This is a genomic window from Nocardioides donggukensis, from assembly GCF_014842875.1.
GTDB lineage: Bacteria > Actinomycetota > Actinomycetes > Propionibacteriales > Nocardioidaceae > Nocardioides > Nocardioides donggukensis.
Map to the genome: position 1 here is coordinate 251,784 of NZ_JACYXZ010000001.1, position 13,442 is coordinate 265,225.

At 72.3% G+C, this 13,442-nt stretch carries 12 protein-coding genes; 11 read left to right on the forward strand and 1 reads right to left on the reverse strand.

Features of this window, described 5'->3' with window-relative positions; genetic code table 11:
- Positions 1–507, forward strand: a complete 507-nt coding sequence (locus IE331_RS01150) for a MarR family winged helix-turn-helix transcriptional regulator (RefSeq protein ID WP_192139691.1) — start codon at positions 1–3, stop codon at positions 505–507.
- Positions 508–539: 32 nt separating this feature from the next.
- Here IE331_RS01150 and IE331_RS01155 read toward each other — a convergent pair whose 3' ends face one another.
- Positions 540–1,385: an aldo/keto reductase gene (locus IE331_RS01155; RefSeq protein WP_192139694.1), complete on the reverse strand. Its 846-nt coding sequence runs from the start codon at positions 1,383–1,385 to the stop codon at positions 540–542.
- 206 nt (positions 1,386–1,591) lie between these two features.
- On the opposite strand from IE331_RS01155, the gene IE331_RS01160 reads away from it, so the two are divergent.
- The 10 genes from IE331_RS01160 (at position 1,592) to IE331_RS01205 (ending at position 13,426) form a co-directional block, all read left to right on the forward strand.
- A complete protein-coding gene (locus tag IE331_RS01160; protein ID WP_192139696.1) occupies positions 1,592–2,197 on the forward strand; it encodes a hypothetical protein in 606 nt (201 codons plus the stop codon).
- 147 nt (positions 2,198–2,344) lie between these two features.
- The gene (dnaK, locus tag IE331_RS01165) at positions 2,345–4,219 is read left to right on the forward strand and encodes a molecular chaperone DnaK (RefSeq protein WP_192139698.1); all 1,875 of its coding nucleotides are present in this window, start codon (positions 2,345–2,347) and stop codon (positions 4,217–4,219) included.
- Complete coding sequence (gene grpE, locus IE331_RS16875; protein WP_201930863.1) at positions 4,216–4,914, forward strand: nucleotide exchange factor GrpE; 699 nt, start codon at positions 4,216–4,218, stop codon at positions 4,912–4,914. The genes dnaK and grpE overlap by 4 nt, the downstream gene beginning before the upstream one ends.
- A gap of 95 nt (positions 4,915–5,009) precedes the next feature.
- Positions 5,010–6,140 carry a molecular chaperone DnaJ gene (dnaJ, locus tag IE331_RS01175; RefSeq protein ID WP_192139700.1) on the forward strand — a complete coding sequence of 377 codons (1,131 nt, stop codon included), beginning with the start codon at positions 5,010–5,012 and terminating at the stop codon, positions 6,138–6,140.
- A 1-nt stretch (position 6,141) separates the two neighbouring features.
- Positions 6,142–6,612, forward strand: coding sequence for a heat shock protein transcriptional repressor HspR (locus tag IE331_RS01180; RefSeq protein ID WP_192139702.1), 471 nt, complete (start codon positions 6,142–6,144; stop codon positions 6,610–6,612).
- 134 nt (positions 6,613–6,746) lie between these two features.
- A complete protein-coding gene (locus tag IE331_RS01185) occupies positions 6,747–8,048 on the forward strand; it encodes a hypothetical protein (protein ID WP_192139704.1) in 1,302 nt (433 codons plus the stop codon).
- Complete coding sequence (locus tag IE331_RS01190; protein ID WP_192139706.1) at positions 8,045–9,013, forward strand: Abi-alpha family protein; 969 nt, start codon at positions 8,045–8,047, stop codon at positions 9,011–9,013. Before IE331_RS01185 ends, IE331_RS01190 begins: the two co-directional genes overlap by 4 nt.
- A gap of 127 nt (positions 9,014–9,140) precedes the next feature.
- Positions 9,141–11,738: an ATP-dependent chaperone ClpB gene (clpB, locus tag IE331_RS01195; RefSeq protein WP_192139708.1), complete on the forward strand. Its 2,598-nt coding sequence runs from the start codon at positions 9,141–9,143 to the stop codon at positions 11,736–11,738.
- 30 nt (positions 11,739–11,768) lie between these two features.
- Complete coding sequence (locus IE331_RS01200) at positions 11,769–12,773, forward strand: hypothetical protein (protein WP_192139710.1); 1,005 nt, start codon at positions 11,769–11,771, stop codon at positions 12,771–12,773.
- Positions 12,770–13,426 (forward strand): hypothetical protein, encoded by a 657-nt coding sequence (locus tag IE331_RS01205; protein ID WP_192139712.1) that lies wholly within the window; start codon positions 12,770–12,772, stop codon positions 13,424–13,426. Before IE331_RS01200 ends, IE331_RS01205 begins: the two co-directional genes overlap by 4 nt.
- The last annotated feature ends 16 nt before the right edge of the window (positions 13,427–13,442 follow it).

Genomic DNA, 13,442 nt, shown 5'->3' on the forward strand with positions numbered 1-13,442 from the left:
ATGGCAGACCAGGACCCGACCCCCGACCACGTCAGCCGGATCATGGCCCAGTGGCAGCGGGAGCGCCCGGACCTGGACGTGAGTCCGATGGCGGTGATCGGCCGCTTGCACCGGCTGGCCGCCGCCCTCGACGCCGAGCTCCGCACCGTCTTCGCGGCCGAGGGACTCTCCGACGGCGAGTTCGACCTGCTGGCGACGCTGCGCCGCGCCGGTGACCCGTTCGAGCTGACGCCGGGTGAGATCGCGGCCAGCACGATGGTCACCTCCGGCGCGGTCACCAAACGGGTGGACCGCCTGGCCCGCGCCGGGCTGGTCGCGCGCGCCCCCTCGGCCTCCGACGGGCGGTCCCGCCGGGTCCGGCTCACTGCCGAGGGGCGGACGCTCGTGGACCGGGTGCTCGAGCGGCACCTGGCCAACGAGCGTCGGCTGCTCCTCGGGCTGGACGGACGCCAGAGGGCCCAGCTCGCACGCCTGCTGGAGGAGTGGGGCCGGGCCCTCGGGGTCTGAGCCTGCCCGGCGCGCGGCCGGGAGAGGTGGCTCTAGTCGGGGATGAAGTCGAACGTGCTCGGGTCCGGACCGATCCGGCCGGCGGAGCCCTGGTCGAGCGCGGTGATCGCCTCGACCTCGTCGGGGGTGAGGGAGAAGTCGAAGATCTCGAAGTTCTCGCGCATCCGCTCCACCTTCATCGACTTGGGGAAGACGATGTCGCCCCGCTCGACGTGCCAGCGCAGCGTCACCTGGGACTCCGTCCTGCCGTGCTTCTCGCCGATCTCGCGGATGACGTCGTTGCCGAGCACCTTGCCCTGGGCGATCGGCGACCAGGCCTCGGTGAGCACCCGGTGGCCGGCCCCGGAGGCCCGGGCGGCCTCGTTGCCGAAGAACGGGTGCACCTCGATCTGGTTGACGGCCGGGAGGACGCCGGTCTCGTCGATGATCCGGTCGAGGTGGTCGGGCTCGAAGTTCGAGACCCCGATCGATCGGGCCCGGCCGTCCTGGGCGAGCTCGGCCAGCACCTGCCAGGTCGAGACGTAGTCGCCGACGTAGCGCGTCGGCAGCGGCCAGTGGATGAGGAAGAGGTCCACGTGGTCCAGGCCGAGTGCCTCGAGGGAGGTGTCGAAGGCGCGCCGGGCGTCGTCGGGTCGGTGGAAGCCGTTGTTGAGCTTGGTCGTCACGAACAGGTCGTCCCGGGCCAGGCCGGAGGAGGCCAGGGCGGCGCCGACGCCTGCCTCGTTCTGGTACATCTGCGCCGTGTCGATGTGCCGGTAGCCGACCTCGAGGGCGCTGGTCACCGTCGCCTCGGTCTCCTCGGGCGGCACCTGGAAGACGCCGAAGCCGAGCTGGGGGATGGAGTGGCCGTCGTTCATGGTCAGTGCGGGGACAGTCATAGGGGTCCCTACAACCATCCGCTGCCCTCTATTCCCGTAGCCGAGGCTGTCGGGGGCGCCCGGTGTGCCGCTTGCCGAGGGCGGGCTAGCCTCGGGGCAGAGCCCGGACGGTCGAGTCCGGGTCGAGAGCGCAGTGGTCGGCCGGATCGCAGCCACCGACGGGTGATGGAGGGTGCATGGGCGCCGGGTGGGGTGCGGGGGCACTGGTGGCAGGTATGGTCGCGACCGTGCTGCTGGGGCTGGTGCTGGTCACCGCCGACGACCGGGAGGCCCGGGTCTGGCCCCGCGTGACAGGGGTGCTCGTCGCCGGACTGGTCGTCGCGGGGTGCGCCTGGCTGACCCTCGCGCCGGTCCGCAGCGGTGCGGACACCGGCAGGGCCGTGTGCGGCACCAACCAGACCGCTCCGGCACAGCAGGACGACTGCGCCTCCGCCGTCACCCTCCGCCGGGTGCTGGTCTTCGTCCCCCTGAGCGTGGTCGGCATCGGTGCGGCCGGCGCCCTGCTGCTGCCGGCGATCCGTCGGCCAGCTCCCGACCGGCCCGCTGCCGACCGACCCGCTCCGGGGCGGGTGGCCGGGGACGCCGCGGCGGGGGGCGCCACGGGCCGGCGGAGTGCGGCCCCGACGAGTGCGGCCCCGACGGCAGCGGACAGGGCGGGTGCGGACCCCAAGAGGCGGGCGACCAGTCGCTCGGCCGGACGGTCAGCCCGGGAGCGCCCCGCCGGGCGCCGCGCCGCACCCACGCCCCGGTCGACACGCGGCCGTCGTACCGGCCGGCGCCGGGACGGCCGGGAGGACCCTGAGACAAGTTGAGTTGAACGGACTCAACTTATTTGTCAGACTTGTCGTAGCCGCGGCAGGATGTCTGCCGACGCGGCACGCCCCTGACGGGGTCCGTGCCCCGGCCACCCAGCACGGCAACCACCCTGTTCCACGCATCCGCAACCCCGGAGGTACACCATGGCTCGCGCGGTCGGCATCGACCTCGGCACGACGAACTCCGTCGTCTCGGTCCTCGAAGGTGGCGAACCCACCGTCATCGCGAACGCAGAGGGTGCCCGCACCACCCCCTCGGTGGTCGCGTTCACCAAGTCCGGCGAGGTCCTCGTCGGTGAGGTCGCCAAGCGGCAGGCCGTCACCAACGTCGACCGGACCATCCGCTCGGTCAAGCGCCACATGGGCACCGACTGGTCCCAGCAGATCGACGACAAGTCGTTCACGCCCCAGCAGATCAGCGCCTTCGTGCTGCAGAAGCTCAAGCGTGACGCCGAGTCCTACCTGGGCGAGCCGGTCACCGACGCCGTGATCACCGTCCCGGCGTACTTCTCCGACGCCCAGCGTCAGGCCACCAAGGAGGCCGGCGAGATCGCCGGGCTGAACGTGAGCCGCATCGTCAACGAGCCGACCGCGGCCGCCCTGGCCTACGGCCTGGACAAGGGCGACGACCAGACCATCCTGGTCTTCGACCTCGGTGGCGGCACCTTCGACGTGTCGCTGCTCGAGATCGGCGAGGGCGTCGTGGAGGTCAAGGCCACCAGCGGTGACAACCACCTCGGCGGCGACGACTGGGACAACCGGGTCGTCGAGTGGATGGTCAAGCAGTTCAAGGCCAACAACAACGTCGACCTCGGCGCGGACAAGATCGCCAAGCAGCGCCTCCAGGAGGCCGCGGAGAAGGCGAAGATCGAGCTGTCCAGCTCGAGCGAGACCACGATCCACCTGCCCTACATCACGCACGGCGAGTCCGGCCCGCTCCACTTCGAGGAGAAGCTGACCCGCTCCGAGTTCCAGAAGCTCACCTCCGACCTGCTCGACCGCACCAAGGCGCCCTTCCAGTCGGTGCTCAAGGACGGCGGCGTCGCGGTCAAGAACATCGACCACGTCGTGCTCGTCGGCGGATCCACGCGGATGCCGGCCGTCACCGAGGTCGTCAAGGAGCTGCTCGGCGGCAAGGAGCCCAACAAGGGCGTCAACCCCGACGAGGTCGTCGCGGTCGGCGCCGCGCTCCAGGCCGGCGTGCTCAAGGGCGAGGTCAAGGACGTCCTGCTGCTCGACGTCACCCCGCTCTCCCTCGGCATCGAGACCAAGGGCGGCGTGATGACCACCCTGATCGAGCGCAACACCACGATCCCGACCAAGCGCTCGGAGATCTTCACCACCGCCGACGACAACCAGCCGTCGGTGGAGATCAAGGTCGCGCAGGGCGAGCGCCAGATGTGGGCGCAGAACCAGCCCCTCGGCAACTTCGAGCTCACCGGCCTGCCGCCGGCCCCGCGTGGGGTGCCGAAGATCGAGGTGACCTTCGACATCGACGCCAACGGCATCGTCCACGTCTCGGCGAAGGACCACGCGTCCGGCCGCGAGCAGTCGATGACGATCTCCGGCGGCTCCGCGCTGTCGAAGGACGAGATCGACCGGATGGTCAAGGAGGCCGAGCAGTACGCCGAGGAGGACGCGCAGCGGCGCGCCGCCGTCGACGCCCGCAACCAGGCCGACAGCCTCGTGTACACGACCGAGAAGTTCCTCACCGAGAACGACGAGAAGCTGCCCGACGACGTCAAGACCGAGGTCCGTGCCGACGTCGACGCGCTCAAGGCCACCCTCGAGAACGACGAGGCCGGCGCCGAGGAGATCGAGGCCGGGGTCACCAAGCTCGGTGAGTCCAGCCAGAAGATGGGCGCCGCGATGTACGCCGCCGCCGAGGCCGACGAGGCCGCCGCCGGTGGCAGCACCGGCAGCACCGGCGAGGGTGACGAGGACGTCGTCGACGCCGAGATCGTCGACGAGGGTTCGGCCGAGTCGGGCGAGGAGTCCGCCGAGGGTGAGAGCAAGTGACCGATCGCCACGGTCAGGAGCCCGCCGGGACCGAGGAGGTCCCGGCGGGCGCCGGCGCCGGTGCCGAGACGGGCCCGGCCGACGACGTGGCGCCCCCTGCCCGAGCGGCCGGTGACGGAGAACGGGTCGAGGAGCACTCCTTCGGCGAGACCGCCGGGGAGATCCCCGACGAGTCGTTCGACCCCGACGCGGCGTCCGCGGAGAGCCCGGAGCCCGGCGAGCCGGACGAGTCGGCCGAGCCGGGGGGGCCGGCCGACGAGCTGGCCCTGGTGCGGACGGCGCTCGAGGAGCGCACGCTGGACCTGCAGCGGCTCCAGGCGGAGTTCCTGAACTACAAGCGCCGGGTCGACCGGGACCGGGAGCTCATCCGGGAGAACGCGACCTACCAGGCGCTGGCGCCGATCACCGAGGTGCTCGACACGATCGAGCGGGCACGCGAGCACGGACCTCTCGAGGACGGCTTCAAGGCCGTGGCCGACCAGCTCGAGCGGGTCGTGGCCGGCCTGGGCCTGACCCGGTTCGGAGCGGTCGGCGACCCGTTCGACCCGACCGTGCACGAGGCGCTGAGCCACATCGGCGAGGACCCCGACGTCGAGGTGACGACGTGCAAGGTGATCGCCAAGGCCGGCTACCGCATCGGTGACCGCGTGGTCCGGGCCGCGCAGGTGCTCGTGGTCGACCCCGTGGACGCATAGGGTTTCGGCACGGTCGCCGCGCGACCGGCTCGACCCGCTCGACGAGCTCGACCCGATCGACCGACGCAAGGTGAGGCGACGAAGGGAGGTGGCAGATGACCGCGAAGGCTGACTGGGCCACGAAGGACTTCTACGCCGTCCTGGCGGTGCCCAAGGACGCCTCGGCCGAGGAGATCAAGAAGGCCTACCGCAGGCTGGCACGGGCCAACCACCCCGACTCCAACCCGGGGGACGCCGCCAAGCACGACACCTTCAAGGCGGTCGCCGAGGCGTACGACGTGCTCGGGGACCCCGAGAAGCGCGCGAAGTACGACGAGCTGCGCAGCATGCCGCGCGGCGGCTTCGGGTCGCCGACGGGCGGCGGTGGGTTCGACATCAACGACCTGCTCCGCGAGCAGGCGGGCGGTGCCGGCTTCGGCGACATGTTCGGCGACATCTTCGGCGGACGCCGGCCCCGCGCCCCGCGACCGCAGCGCGGCGCGGACGTGGAGACCACCGCGACCATCGGGTTCACCGATGCCGTCGAGGGGGTCACGATCAGCCTGCGGCTGACCAGCGACGCCCCGTGCCCGGACTGCTCCGGGACCGGCGGCAAGCCCGGCACCCGGCCGCACGTGTGCCCCGAGTGCGAGGGCGCCGGCTTCGTGGTCGCCTCCACCGGTGGGGCGTTCAGCATGAACGAGACCTGCCCGGCGTGCGGTGGTCGCCAGCTGGTCTACGACCAGCCGTGCCCGACCTGCCGCGGCACCGGCCGTGGCATGTCTGCCCGCTCCATCCAGGCCCGGATCCCGGCCGGGGTCAGCGACGGCCAGCGGATCCGACTGCGCGGCAAGGGTGCGGCCGGAGAGAACGGCGGCCCCGCGGGCGACCTGTTCGTGACCGTGAAGGTCACCCCGCACCGGCTCTTCGGCCGCAAGGCGGACAACCTCACCCTCGAGGTGCCGGTCTCCTTCGACGAGGCCGCGCTCGGCGCGGAGATCAAGGTCCCGACGCTCGGTGGCGCCCCGGTCACCCTGAAGATCCCCGCCGGCACCCCCAACGGCCGGACCTTCCGGGTCCGCGGCAAGGGCGTGCGCCGCAAGGACGGCACCAACGGCGACCTCCTCGTCACGGTGGAGGTGCACGTGCCCGCGGTGCTCGACGCGACCGCCCGGGAGGCGGTGCAGGCCTACCGCGAGGCCACCGCCGGCAAGCCCCTCCGCGGCAGGCTGTTCGAGGAGGCCTGAGATGCCCCGCGAGTCGGCCCGCCGACCCCCGTCCCGGCTGCCCGGGGAGGTGCCGCCACCCGGACCGGAGGTCGGGGTCTACGTCATCAGCGTGGCCGCCGAGCTGACCGGGCTGCACCCCCAGACGCTGCGCACGTACGAGCGGATGGGCCTGATCACGCCCCGCCGCACCGGCGGCGGCGGGCGGCGCTACTCGGTGCGCGACATCGAGACGCTGCGCGTGATCGCCGACCTCACCGGGCACGGCATCGGCCTGGAGGGGGTCCGCCGGATCCTCCAGCTCGAGGACCGGGTCGCGGCGCTCGGGGCGCGCAACGAGGAGCTCGTCGCCGAGCTCGAGGCCACCCGCGAGGCCCTGCGGGTGGCGATGGCAGCCCGCCCCGAGGCCCCGGCCGCCCTCGACCGGCTGCCGGTGCTCCGGGCCCGTGAGGCCGCCCAGTCCGTCGTCGTCTGGCGGCGCGGCCGGCCCTGAGCCTCCGGCTCGGCACGCGCAGGTCGGTGACCTCTGCCGTCCTCGCTCGTTGTCGCTACGCTCGGCGCCCATAGGCCAGTGCGGACCCGGGCGCGAGATCGGTGTCCCCGGACCGGAGCGAGGCGGTGTCGAGCATGGAGGGTCTCTCGGCGCTCGTCGACGACGTCAACTGGGTGCACTTCGTCACCATCCCGATCTTCACCGGGGTGGTCGGCTGGCTCATCAACTGGAGCGGGCTGGTGATGCTGTTCTCCCCGGTGCGCTTCCACGGCCTCTCCGTCCCCGGGCTCCAGGCCATCTCGAGGGTGCTCCCCCGCAAGCTGCAGGAGGTGCCCGGGCTCCTCCAGGGCGGCATCGGCTGGCAGGGCATCGTCCCCGCGCGGGCGGCCAAGATGGGCAGCATCGCCGTGGACAAGGCGATCGCGAAGCTGGGCACGCCCGGCGACTTCTACCAGCAGCTCGAGCCGGACCAGATCGCCGAGCACATCGTCGCGGTCTTCCAGCCCGAGATGCCCCAGGTGGTGGAGGAGGTGATGCTCGCCGAGCACCCGAGTCTGTGGCGGGATCTCCCGCCCTGGGGACGCAGGGCCCTCGTCGAGCGGGTCCAGGCCCAGCTGCCGGCCGTGGTCAAGAACGTCACCGACCAGATCGGGGAGCACATCGACCAGCTGCTTGACCCGAAGATCATGGTCATCGACCAGTTCCGTCGCGAGCCGTCGCTGGTGGTCCGGATCTTCCGCGACTTCGGTCAGAGGGAGCTGAACCTCATGGTCGCCTTCGGCTTCGTGTTCGGCTTCCTCCTCGGCATCCCGGTGGCGGTCCTCGACCACGTCTTCCACCAGTGGTGGCTGCTCCCGGTCCTCGGTGTCGTCGTCGGGTGGGTGACCAACGCCCTGGGCATGTGGCTGATCTTCGAGCCTCCGGAGCCGCGCCGGTTCGGACCCTTCACCGTCCACGGACTCTTCCCGCGGCGCCAGTCGGAGGCGGCCGAGGTGTACGCCGACATCATCGCCAGCGACGTGATCACCCTGGAGAACATCGGCGACTTCCTGCTGGAGGGCCCGCGCGGCGACCGGACCCGCCAGATGCTGGTCGAGTCGCTGCGACCGGCGATCGACCGCGCGGCCGGCCCGGCCCGCGCGGCGGTGCGGGTGGCCGTCGGGACCGAGCGCTTCGACAGCATCCGGGAGTCCATCGCCCAGGTCGCGGTCGACCGGACCCTGGTCCCGTTCCGGGACCCGGAGTTCTCCCGCCGGCAGGCGACCAGGATCCGCGAGCTGGTGGCGCGCCGGTGCAAGGAACTGCCACCCTCGGACTTCGTCGAGATGATGCGCGCCGCGATCAGGGAGGATGAGTGGATGCTCTACGCCCACGGAGCGATCATGGGATTCGGTGGCGGGGTCCTGCACCTCGCGGTGTTCGGGGTGGGCGGATGAGCGAGCGCCCGACCCGTGACGGCGAGGACCGGCAGCCCCTGGACTCGCTGCGCGAGAACCTGCCGATCCTCCTGGACTCGGCCTCCGACCAGCTGCCCGGGCTGACCCGGATCGTGGCCGGGGCCTGGTGGCGCTCGACCACGTTCACCGCGGGCGCCGCAGCCCGCTCCGGCCGGCTCCTGGCACGCACGGTCACCCACCCGGCCAGCGGCGCCGAGCTGGTGCAGGAGGTGGCCCAGGACGTGGCCGAGGCGACCCGCACGATCTCGGTCGTCGCGCGCCGCATCGGATCCGGCACGCCCATCGGCAGGGCCCTGCTGGAGGGGGCGACCCCGCGCCCGTCCGGCCCGGGCAGCAGGGCGCACCAGACTTCGGGCCAGTCGGGACCCACCGGCTCGGGGAGCCCGGCCCCCGCCGCGGCGTACGAGCAGCGGCCGCAGGACCTCCGCGACCGCGGCGCCCGGCTCCTCCAGCGCTCGCGCGACGTCTGGTCCGATGAGCACATCCACCCGGCGTTCTCCCGGATCCTCGACGACCTGGCCCCCGACGAGGCCCGGATCCTGCTCCTGCTGGTCCGGTCGGGGCCCCAGCCGAGCGTCGACGTCCGGACCGGGGGGCCGGTCGGCATGGTCAGCTCACAGCTCGTCGCCCCCGGACTGAACATGCTCGGCCCCCGGGCCGGGGTGCGCTACCTGGACCGGGTGCCGTCGTACGTGAACAACCTGGACCGGCTGGGCCTGGTCTGGCTCGCCCGGGAGCCGGTGGAGGACCCGACGGAGTACCAGGTGCTGGAGGCGCAGCCGGACGTGCTCGCGGCGGCGCACTCGGTGCGGTTCCACAAGGTGGTCCGGCGCAGCATCCACCTCACCCCCTTCGGGGAGGAGTTCTGCCGGACCTGCCTGGTCCACGAGGGGGAGGACGGCGACCGCCCGAGCCACCGGGCGCCACGCGACCCGGGAAACTGACGGAGAAATGTCAAAGTTGAGTGGAACAGACTCAACTCTTCATCCGTTGCAGTAGTAGTCGCGGAGCGCCTGCCGGGCCGCCCGCGTCGGATCCAGAAGCCATCGCGAGAGAAGAGGGTGGTCCGCCATGAGCCAGTTCGGGGCCGAGAGGTTCACCACGCGCAGCCGCGAGGCCATCGAGGCCGCGCAGCTGGCCGCGACCAGCGCCGGGAACAGCAATACCGAGCCGATCCACCTGCTGGTGGCGCTGCTCGCGCCCGAGGACGGCACCGCACGCACCCTGGTCACCAAGGCCGGCGTCGACGCGGGGGCCCTGGCCCGCGAGGCCCAGCAGGAGATGGCTGCCCTGCCGACGGCGAGCGGCGCCACCGTCCAGCAGCCGGGCGCGTCGGGGGCCCTGACCCGGGTCCTCGCCGGAGCCCTCGACCTGGCCTCGTCCATGAAGGACGACTATGTCGCGACCGAGCACCTGCTGATCGCGCTCGCCGGCACCGAGAGCCCGGCCCAGAAGCTGCTCACCCGGGCGGGTCTGACCGAGGCCGGGCTGCGCGAGGGGCTCACCGCGGTGCGCGGCAACCGGCGGGTGACCAGCCCCGAGGCGGAATCGACGTACGAGGCGCTGGAGAAGTACTCCGTCGACCTCACCGCGGCCGCTGAGGACGGACGGCTGGATCCGGTCATCGGCCGCGACGCCGAGATCCGGCGGGTGGTCCAGGTGCTCAGTCGGCGCACCAAGAACAACCCGGTGCTGATCGGGGAGCCGGGCGTCGGGAAGACCGCGGTCGTCGAGGGGCTGGCGCAGCGCGTGGTCGCCGGTGACGTGCCGGACTCGCTCAAGGGCCGCCGGGTGCTCTCGCTCGACCTGGCCGCGATGGTGGCCGGCGCGAAGTACCGCGGCGAGTTCGAGGAGCGGCTCAAGGCCGTGCTCGAGGAGATCAAGGACGCCGGCGGGCAGGTCGTGACCTTCATCGACGAGCTGCACACCGTCGTCGGCGCCGGTGCCGGCGGCGACTCCGCCATGGACGCCGGCAACATGCTCAAGCCGATGCTGGCTCGCGGCGAGCTGCACATGATCGGCGCCACCACGCTCGACGAGTACCGCGAGCGGATCGAGAAGGACCCGGCCCTGGAGCGGCGCTTCCAGCAGGTCTTCGTCGGCGAGCCCAGCGTCGAGGACACGATCGGCATCCTGCGCGGCATCCAGGAGAAGTACGAGGCGCACCACGGCGTCCGGATCACCGACGCGGCGCTGGTCGCGGCGGCCACCCTCAGCGACCGCTACATCACCGGCCGCCAGCTCCCGGACAAGGCGATCGACCTGATCGACGAGGCCTCCAGCCGGCTGCGGATGGAGCGGGAGTCCTCGCCGGAGGAGATCGACGTCCTCCGCCGCGCCGTCGACCGGCTGAAGATGGAGGAGTTCGCGCTCGCGAAGGAGAGCGACGAGGCGTCGGTCGAGCGCCTCGACAAGCTCCGCGCGGACCTCGCCGACCGGGAGGAGGAGCTGCGCGCCCTCGAGACCCGCTGGGAGCGAGAGAAGTCGACGATCGAGGGTGAGGGCGAGCTGCGCCGCCAGCTCGACGCGCTCCGGATCGAGGCCGAGCGGCTGCAGCGGGAGGGCGACCTGGGCGGGGCCAGCGAGATCCTCTACGGCCGGGTGCCGGAGCTGGAGAAGCAGATCGCCGCCGCCGAGGAGGCCGAGCGCTCCACCGGGGCCGGTGAGCCGCTGGTCGGCGAGGAGGTCGGCGCCGAGCAGATCGCCGACGTCGTCGAGGCGTGGACCGGCATCCCGACCGGCAAGATGCTCCAGGGCGAGTCCAGCAGGCTGCTCGAGATGGAGGACGTGATCGGTGAGCGGCTGGTCGGCCAGGAGGCGGCCGTCAACGCCGTGAGCGACGCCGTACGCCGGTCCCGGGCCGGGGTCTCCGACCCGAACCGGCCCACCGGCTCGTTCCTGTTCCTCGGCCCGACCGGCACCGGCAAGACCGAGCTGGCGAAGGCGCTCGCGGACTTCCTCTTCGACGACGAGCGGGCCATCGTCCGGGTCGACATGAGCGAGTACTCCGAGAAGCACTCGGTCTCCCGGCTGGTCGGCGCCCCGCCCGGGTACGTCGGCTACGACGAGGGCGGCCAGCTCACCGAGGCGGTACGCCGCCGTCCGTACTCGGTCGTGCTCCTCGACGAGGTGGAGAAGGCCCACCACGAGGTCTTCGACATCCTGCTCCAGGTGCTCGACGACGGGCGACTGACCGACGGCCAGGGACGCACCGTCGACTTCCGCAACACGCTGCTGATCCTCACCAGCAACCTCGGCTCGACCTACCTCGTGGACCCGGCGCTGTCCCCGGAGGCCAAGCGGGAGTCGGTGATGGGCGTGGTGCGCGGCCACTTCAAGCCCGAGTTCCTCAACCGGCTCGACGAGGTCGTGCTGTTCGACGCCCTGAGCAGGGAGGCGCTGACCCACATCGTCGACCTGCAGCTGGCGCTGCTCGAGCGGCGGCTGGCGGTGCGCCGGATCTCGATCACGGTGACCGACGAGGCCCGCGCCTGGCTCGCCGAGACCGGCTACGACCCGGCGTACGGCGCGCGTCCGTTGCGCCGCCTGATCCAGACCGCGATCGGCGACCCGCTGGCGCGGATGCTCATCGCCGGCGACGTGGTCGACGGCGGCACGGTCGCCGTGGACCTGGTCGACGGGGCGCTGCGGCTCGTCCCCGGGACCTGAGGCGTGGGTGCCGCCTGAGACACTGGAGTCATGTCCGACGGCAAGCTGGTGCGCCCACCCCAGGTGACGATGGCCGCCTGGGTCACGATCGTGGGCTCGGCGTTCCTCGTGCTGACCGTCTTCGACACCGTGGCGAACCTCCGCTCGCTCGACACCCGCACCAGTGTCGAGGAGACGCTCGGCAGCCCGCCCCTCGACGGCCTCGGACTCGGCGTGGAGCGGGCGCTGAGCCTGATGCACGTGATGGCCGTGGTGGCCGCGGCGTGCGCGACGGCGGCCGCGATCCTCGGCTGGCAGGTGCTGCGACGCAACACCCTCGCCCGGGTGGCGCTGAGCGTCCTGGTGGTGCCGCTGTTCGTGGCCGGCATCGTCACCGGCGGCTTCCTGTCCTCCATGGTCGCGGTCTCCGTGGTGCTGCTCTGGAGCCGGCCGGCCAGGGACTGGTTCAACGGGATCGCACCCGCGGCCCCGCCCTCCCCGCCACCGCCCCGCGACCCCGCGCTCGGCCCGCCGCCGTTCTCCGGCTTCGGCACGCTGCCGCCGCAGGAGGGCGCCCTGGTGGCCGGCTCGGTCCCGGACCACCCGTACGCCGTCCGGCCGCGGCCGGTCGTGCAGGCGTGCATCCTCACCTGGGCGTTCTCGTCGATGGTGCTCGGCACGGTGCTCGTGAGCGGCCTGGCCCTGGCACTCGACAGCTCGGTGCTGCAGGAGGCCTACGCCAGTGACCCGGTGCTGGCCGATGCCGGGCTCTCGCTCGACGACGTCCGGCTCACCGCGGCCGTGTTCGCCGGACTCTTCGGGGTGTGGGCGATCGTCGCCCTGGTGCTGGGCGTGCTCACCTACCGCCGGCACGAGTGGGCCCGGATCACGCTTATCGTCTCGGCCGCCGTCGCCGGCGCGCTGAGCCTGGTCGCGGCGATCGCGCTGCCGGTGGTCCTGATGCTCACCGCCGCCTGCGCGCTGACCGTGGTGCAGCTGGTCCGGCCGGCCAGCACCGCGTGGTTCACCGACCGTCCCGTGGAGAGGAACCCATGACCGACCAGAACCCGCCCCCCGAGCACGGCCAGAACCCGCCCCCCTACGGCCAGAACCCGCCCCCCTCCTACGGCGAGAACCCGCCGGCGTACGGCCAGAACCCGCCGGCCTCCGCCGGGACGTCCTCCCCCTACGGTCAGTCGCCCTACGGCCAGTCGCCGTATGGTCAGTCGCCCTACGGTCAGTCGCCGTACGGGCAGGCGCCCGCCCCGAGCGACAAGCGACCCGGGACGGTCACGGCCGCCTGTGTGCTCACCTGGATCTTCGCCCCGCTCGCGATCCTGCTGGCGCTGGCGACGTTCGGGCTGGTCCGGGCCGACCGTGACGAGCTGATCCGCCAGATCGAGCAGGACGGCACGTTCCGCGACACCGACATCAGCGCCGATCGGGTGGCCGACATCGTCCAGCAGGGCGCGCTGGTGTTCCTGCTGCTGGTGGTGGTGCTCTCGCTGCTGGCGATGGTGCTGGCGGTCTTCGTCATCCGGCGCAGCCGCGTGGCCCGGACCGGCCTGATCGTGCTGGCGGTCATCGCGACCCTGATCAGCCTGCCGCTGAGCCTGGCGATCGTGCCGTTCGTGTGGGTCATCGCCTGCGTCGTGACGATCGTCCTGCTCTTCGCCGGTGGTGCCAGCGCCTGGTTCAGGCGCGCCTGAGCACGGGCGGCGCCGG

Excerpts from the sequence above, each read along its gene's own strand:
- IE331_RS01150 (WP_192139691.1), top strand. The coding sequence starts at position 1 with ATGGCAGACCAGGACCCGACCCCCGACCACGTCAGCCGGATCATGGCC.
- IE331_RS01155 (WP_192139694.1), bottom strand. The coding sequence starts at position 1,385 with ATGACTGTCCCCGCACTGACCATGAACGACGGCCACTCCATCCCCCAG.
- dnaK (WP_192139698.1), top strand. The coding sequence starts at position 2,345 with ATGGCTCGCGCGGTCGGCATCGACCTCGGCACGACGAACTCCGTCGTC.
- dnaJ (WP_192139700.1), top strand. The coding sequence starts at position 5,010 with ATGACCGCGAAGGCTGACTGGGCCACGAAGGACTTCTACGCCGTCCTG.
- IE331_RS01180 (WP_192139702.1), top strand. The coding sequence starts at position 6,142 with ATGCCCCGCGAGTCGGCCCGCCGACCCCCGTCCCGGCTGCCCGGGGAG.
- IE331_RS01185 (WP_192139704.1), top strand. The coding sequence starts at position 6,747 with ATGGAGGGTCTCTCGGCGCTCGTCGACGACGTCAACTGGGTGCACTTC.
- IE331_RS01190 (WP_192139706.1), top strand. The coding sequence starts at position 8,045 with ATGAGCGAGCGCCCGACCCGTGACGGCGAGGACCGGCAGCCCCTGGAC.
- clpB (WP_192139708.1), top strand. The coding sequence starts at position 9,141 with ATGAGCCAGTTCGGGGCCGAGAGGTTCACCACGCGCAGCCGCGAGGCC.
- IE331_RS01200 (WP_192139710.1), top strand. The coding sequence starts at position 11,769 with ATGTCCGACGGCAAGCTGGTGCGCCCACCCCAGGTGACGATGGCCGCC.
- IE331_RS01205 (WP_192139712.1), top strand. The coding sequence starts at position 12,770 with ATGACCGACCAGAACCCGCCCCCCGAGCACGGCCAGAACCCGCCCCCC.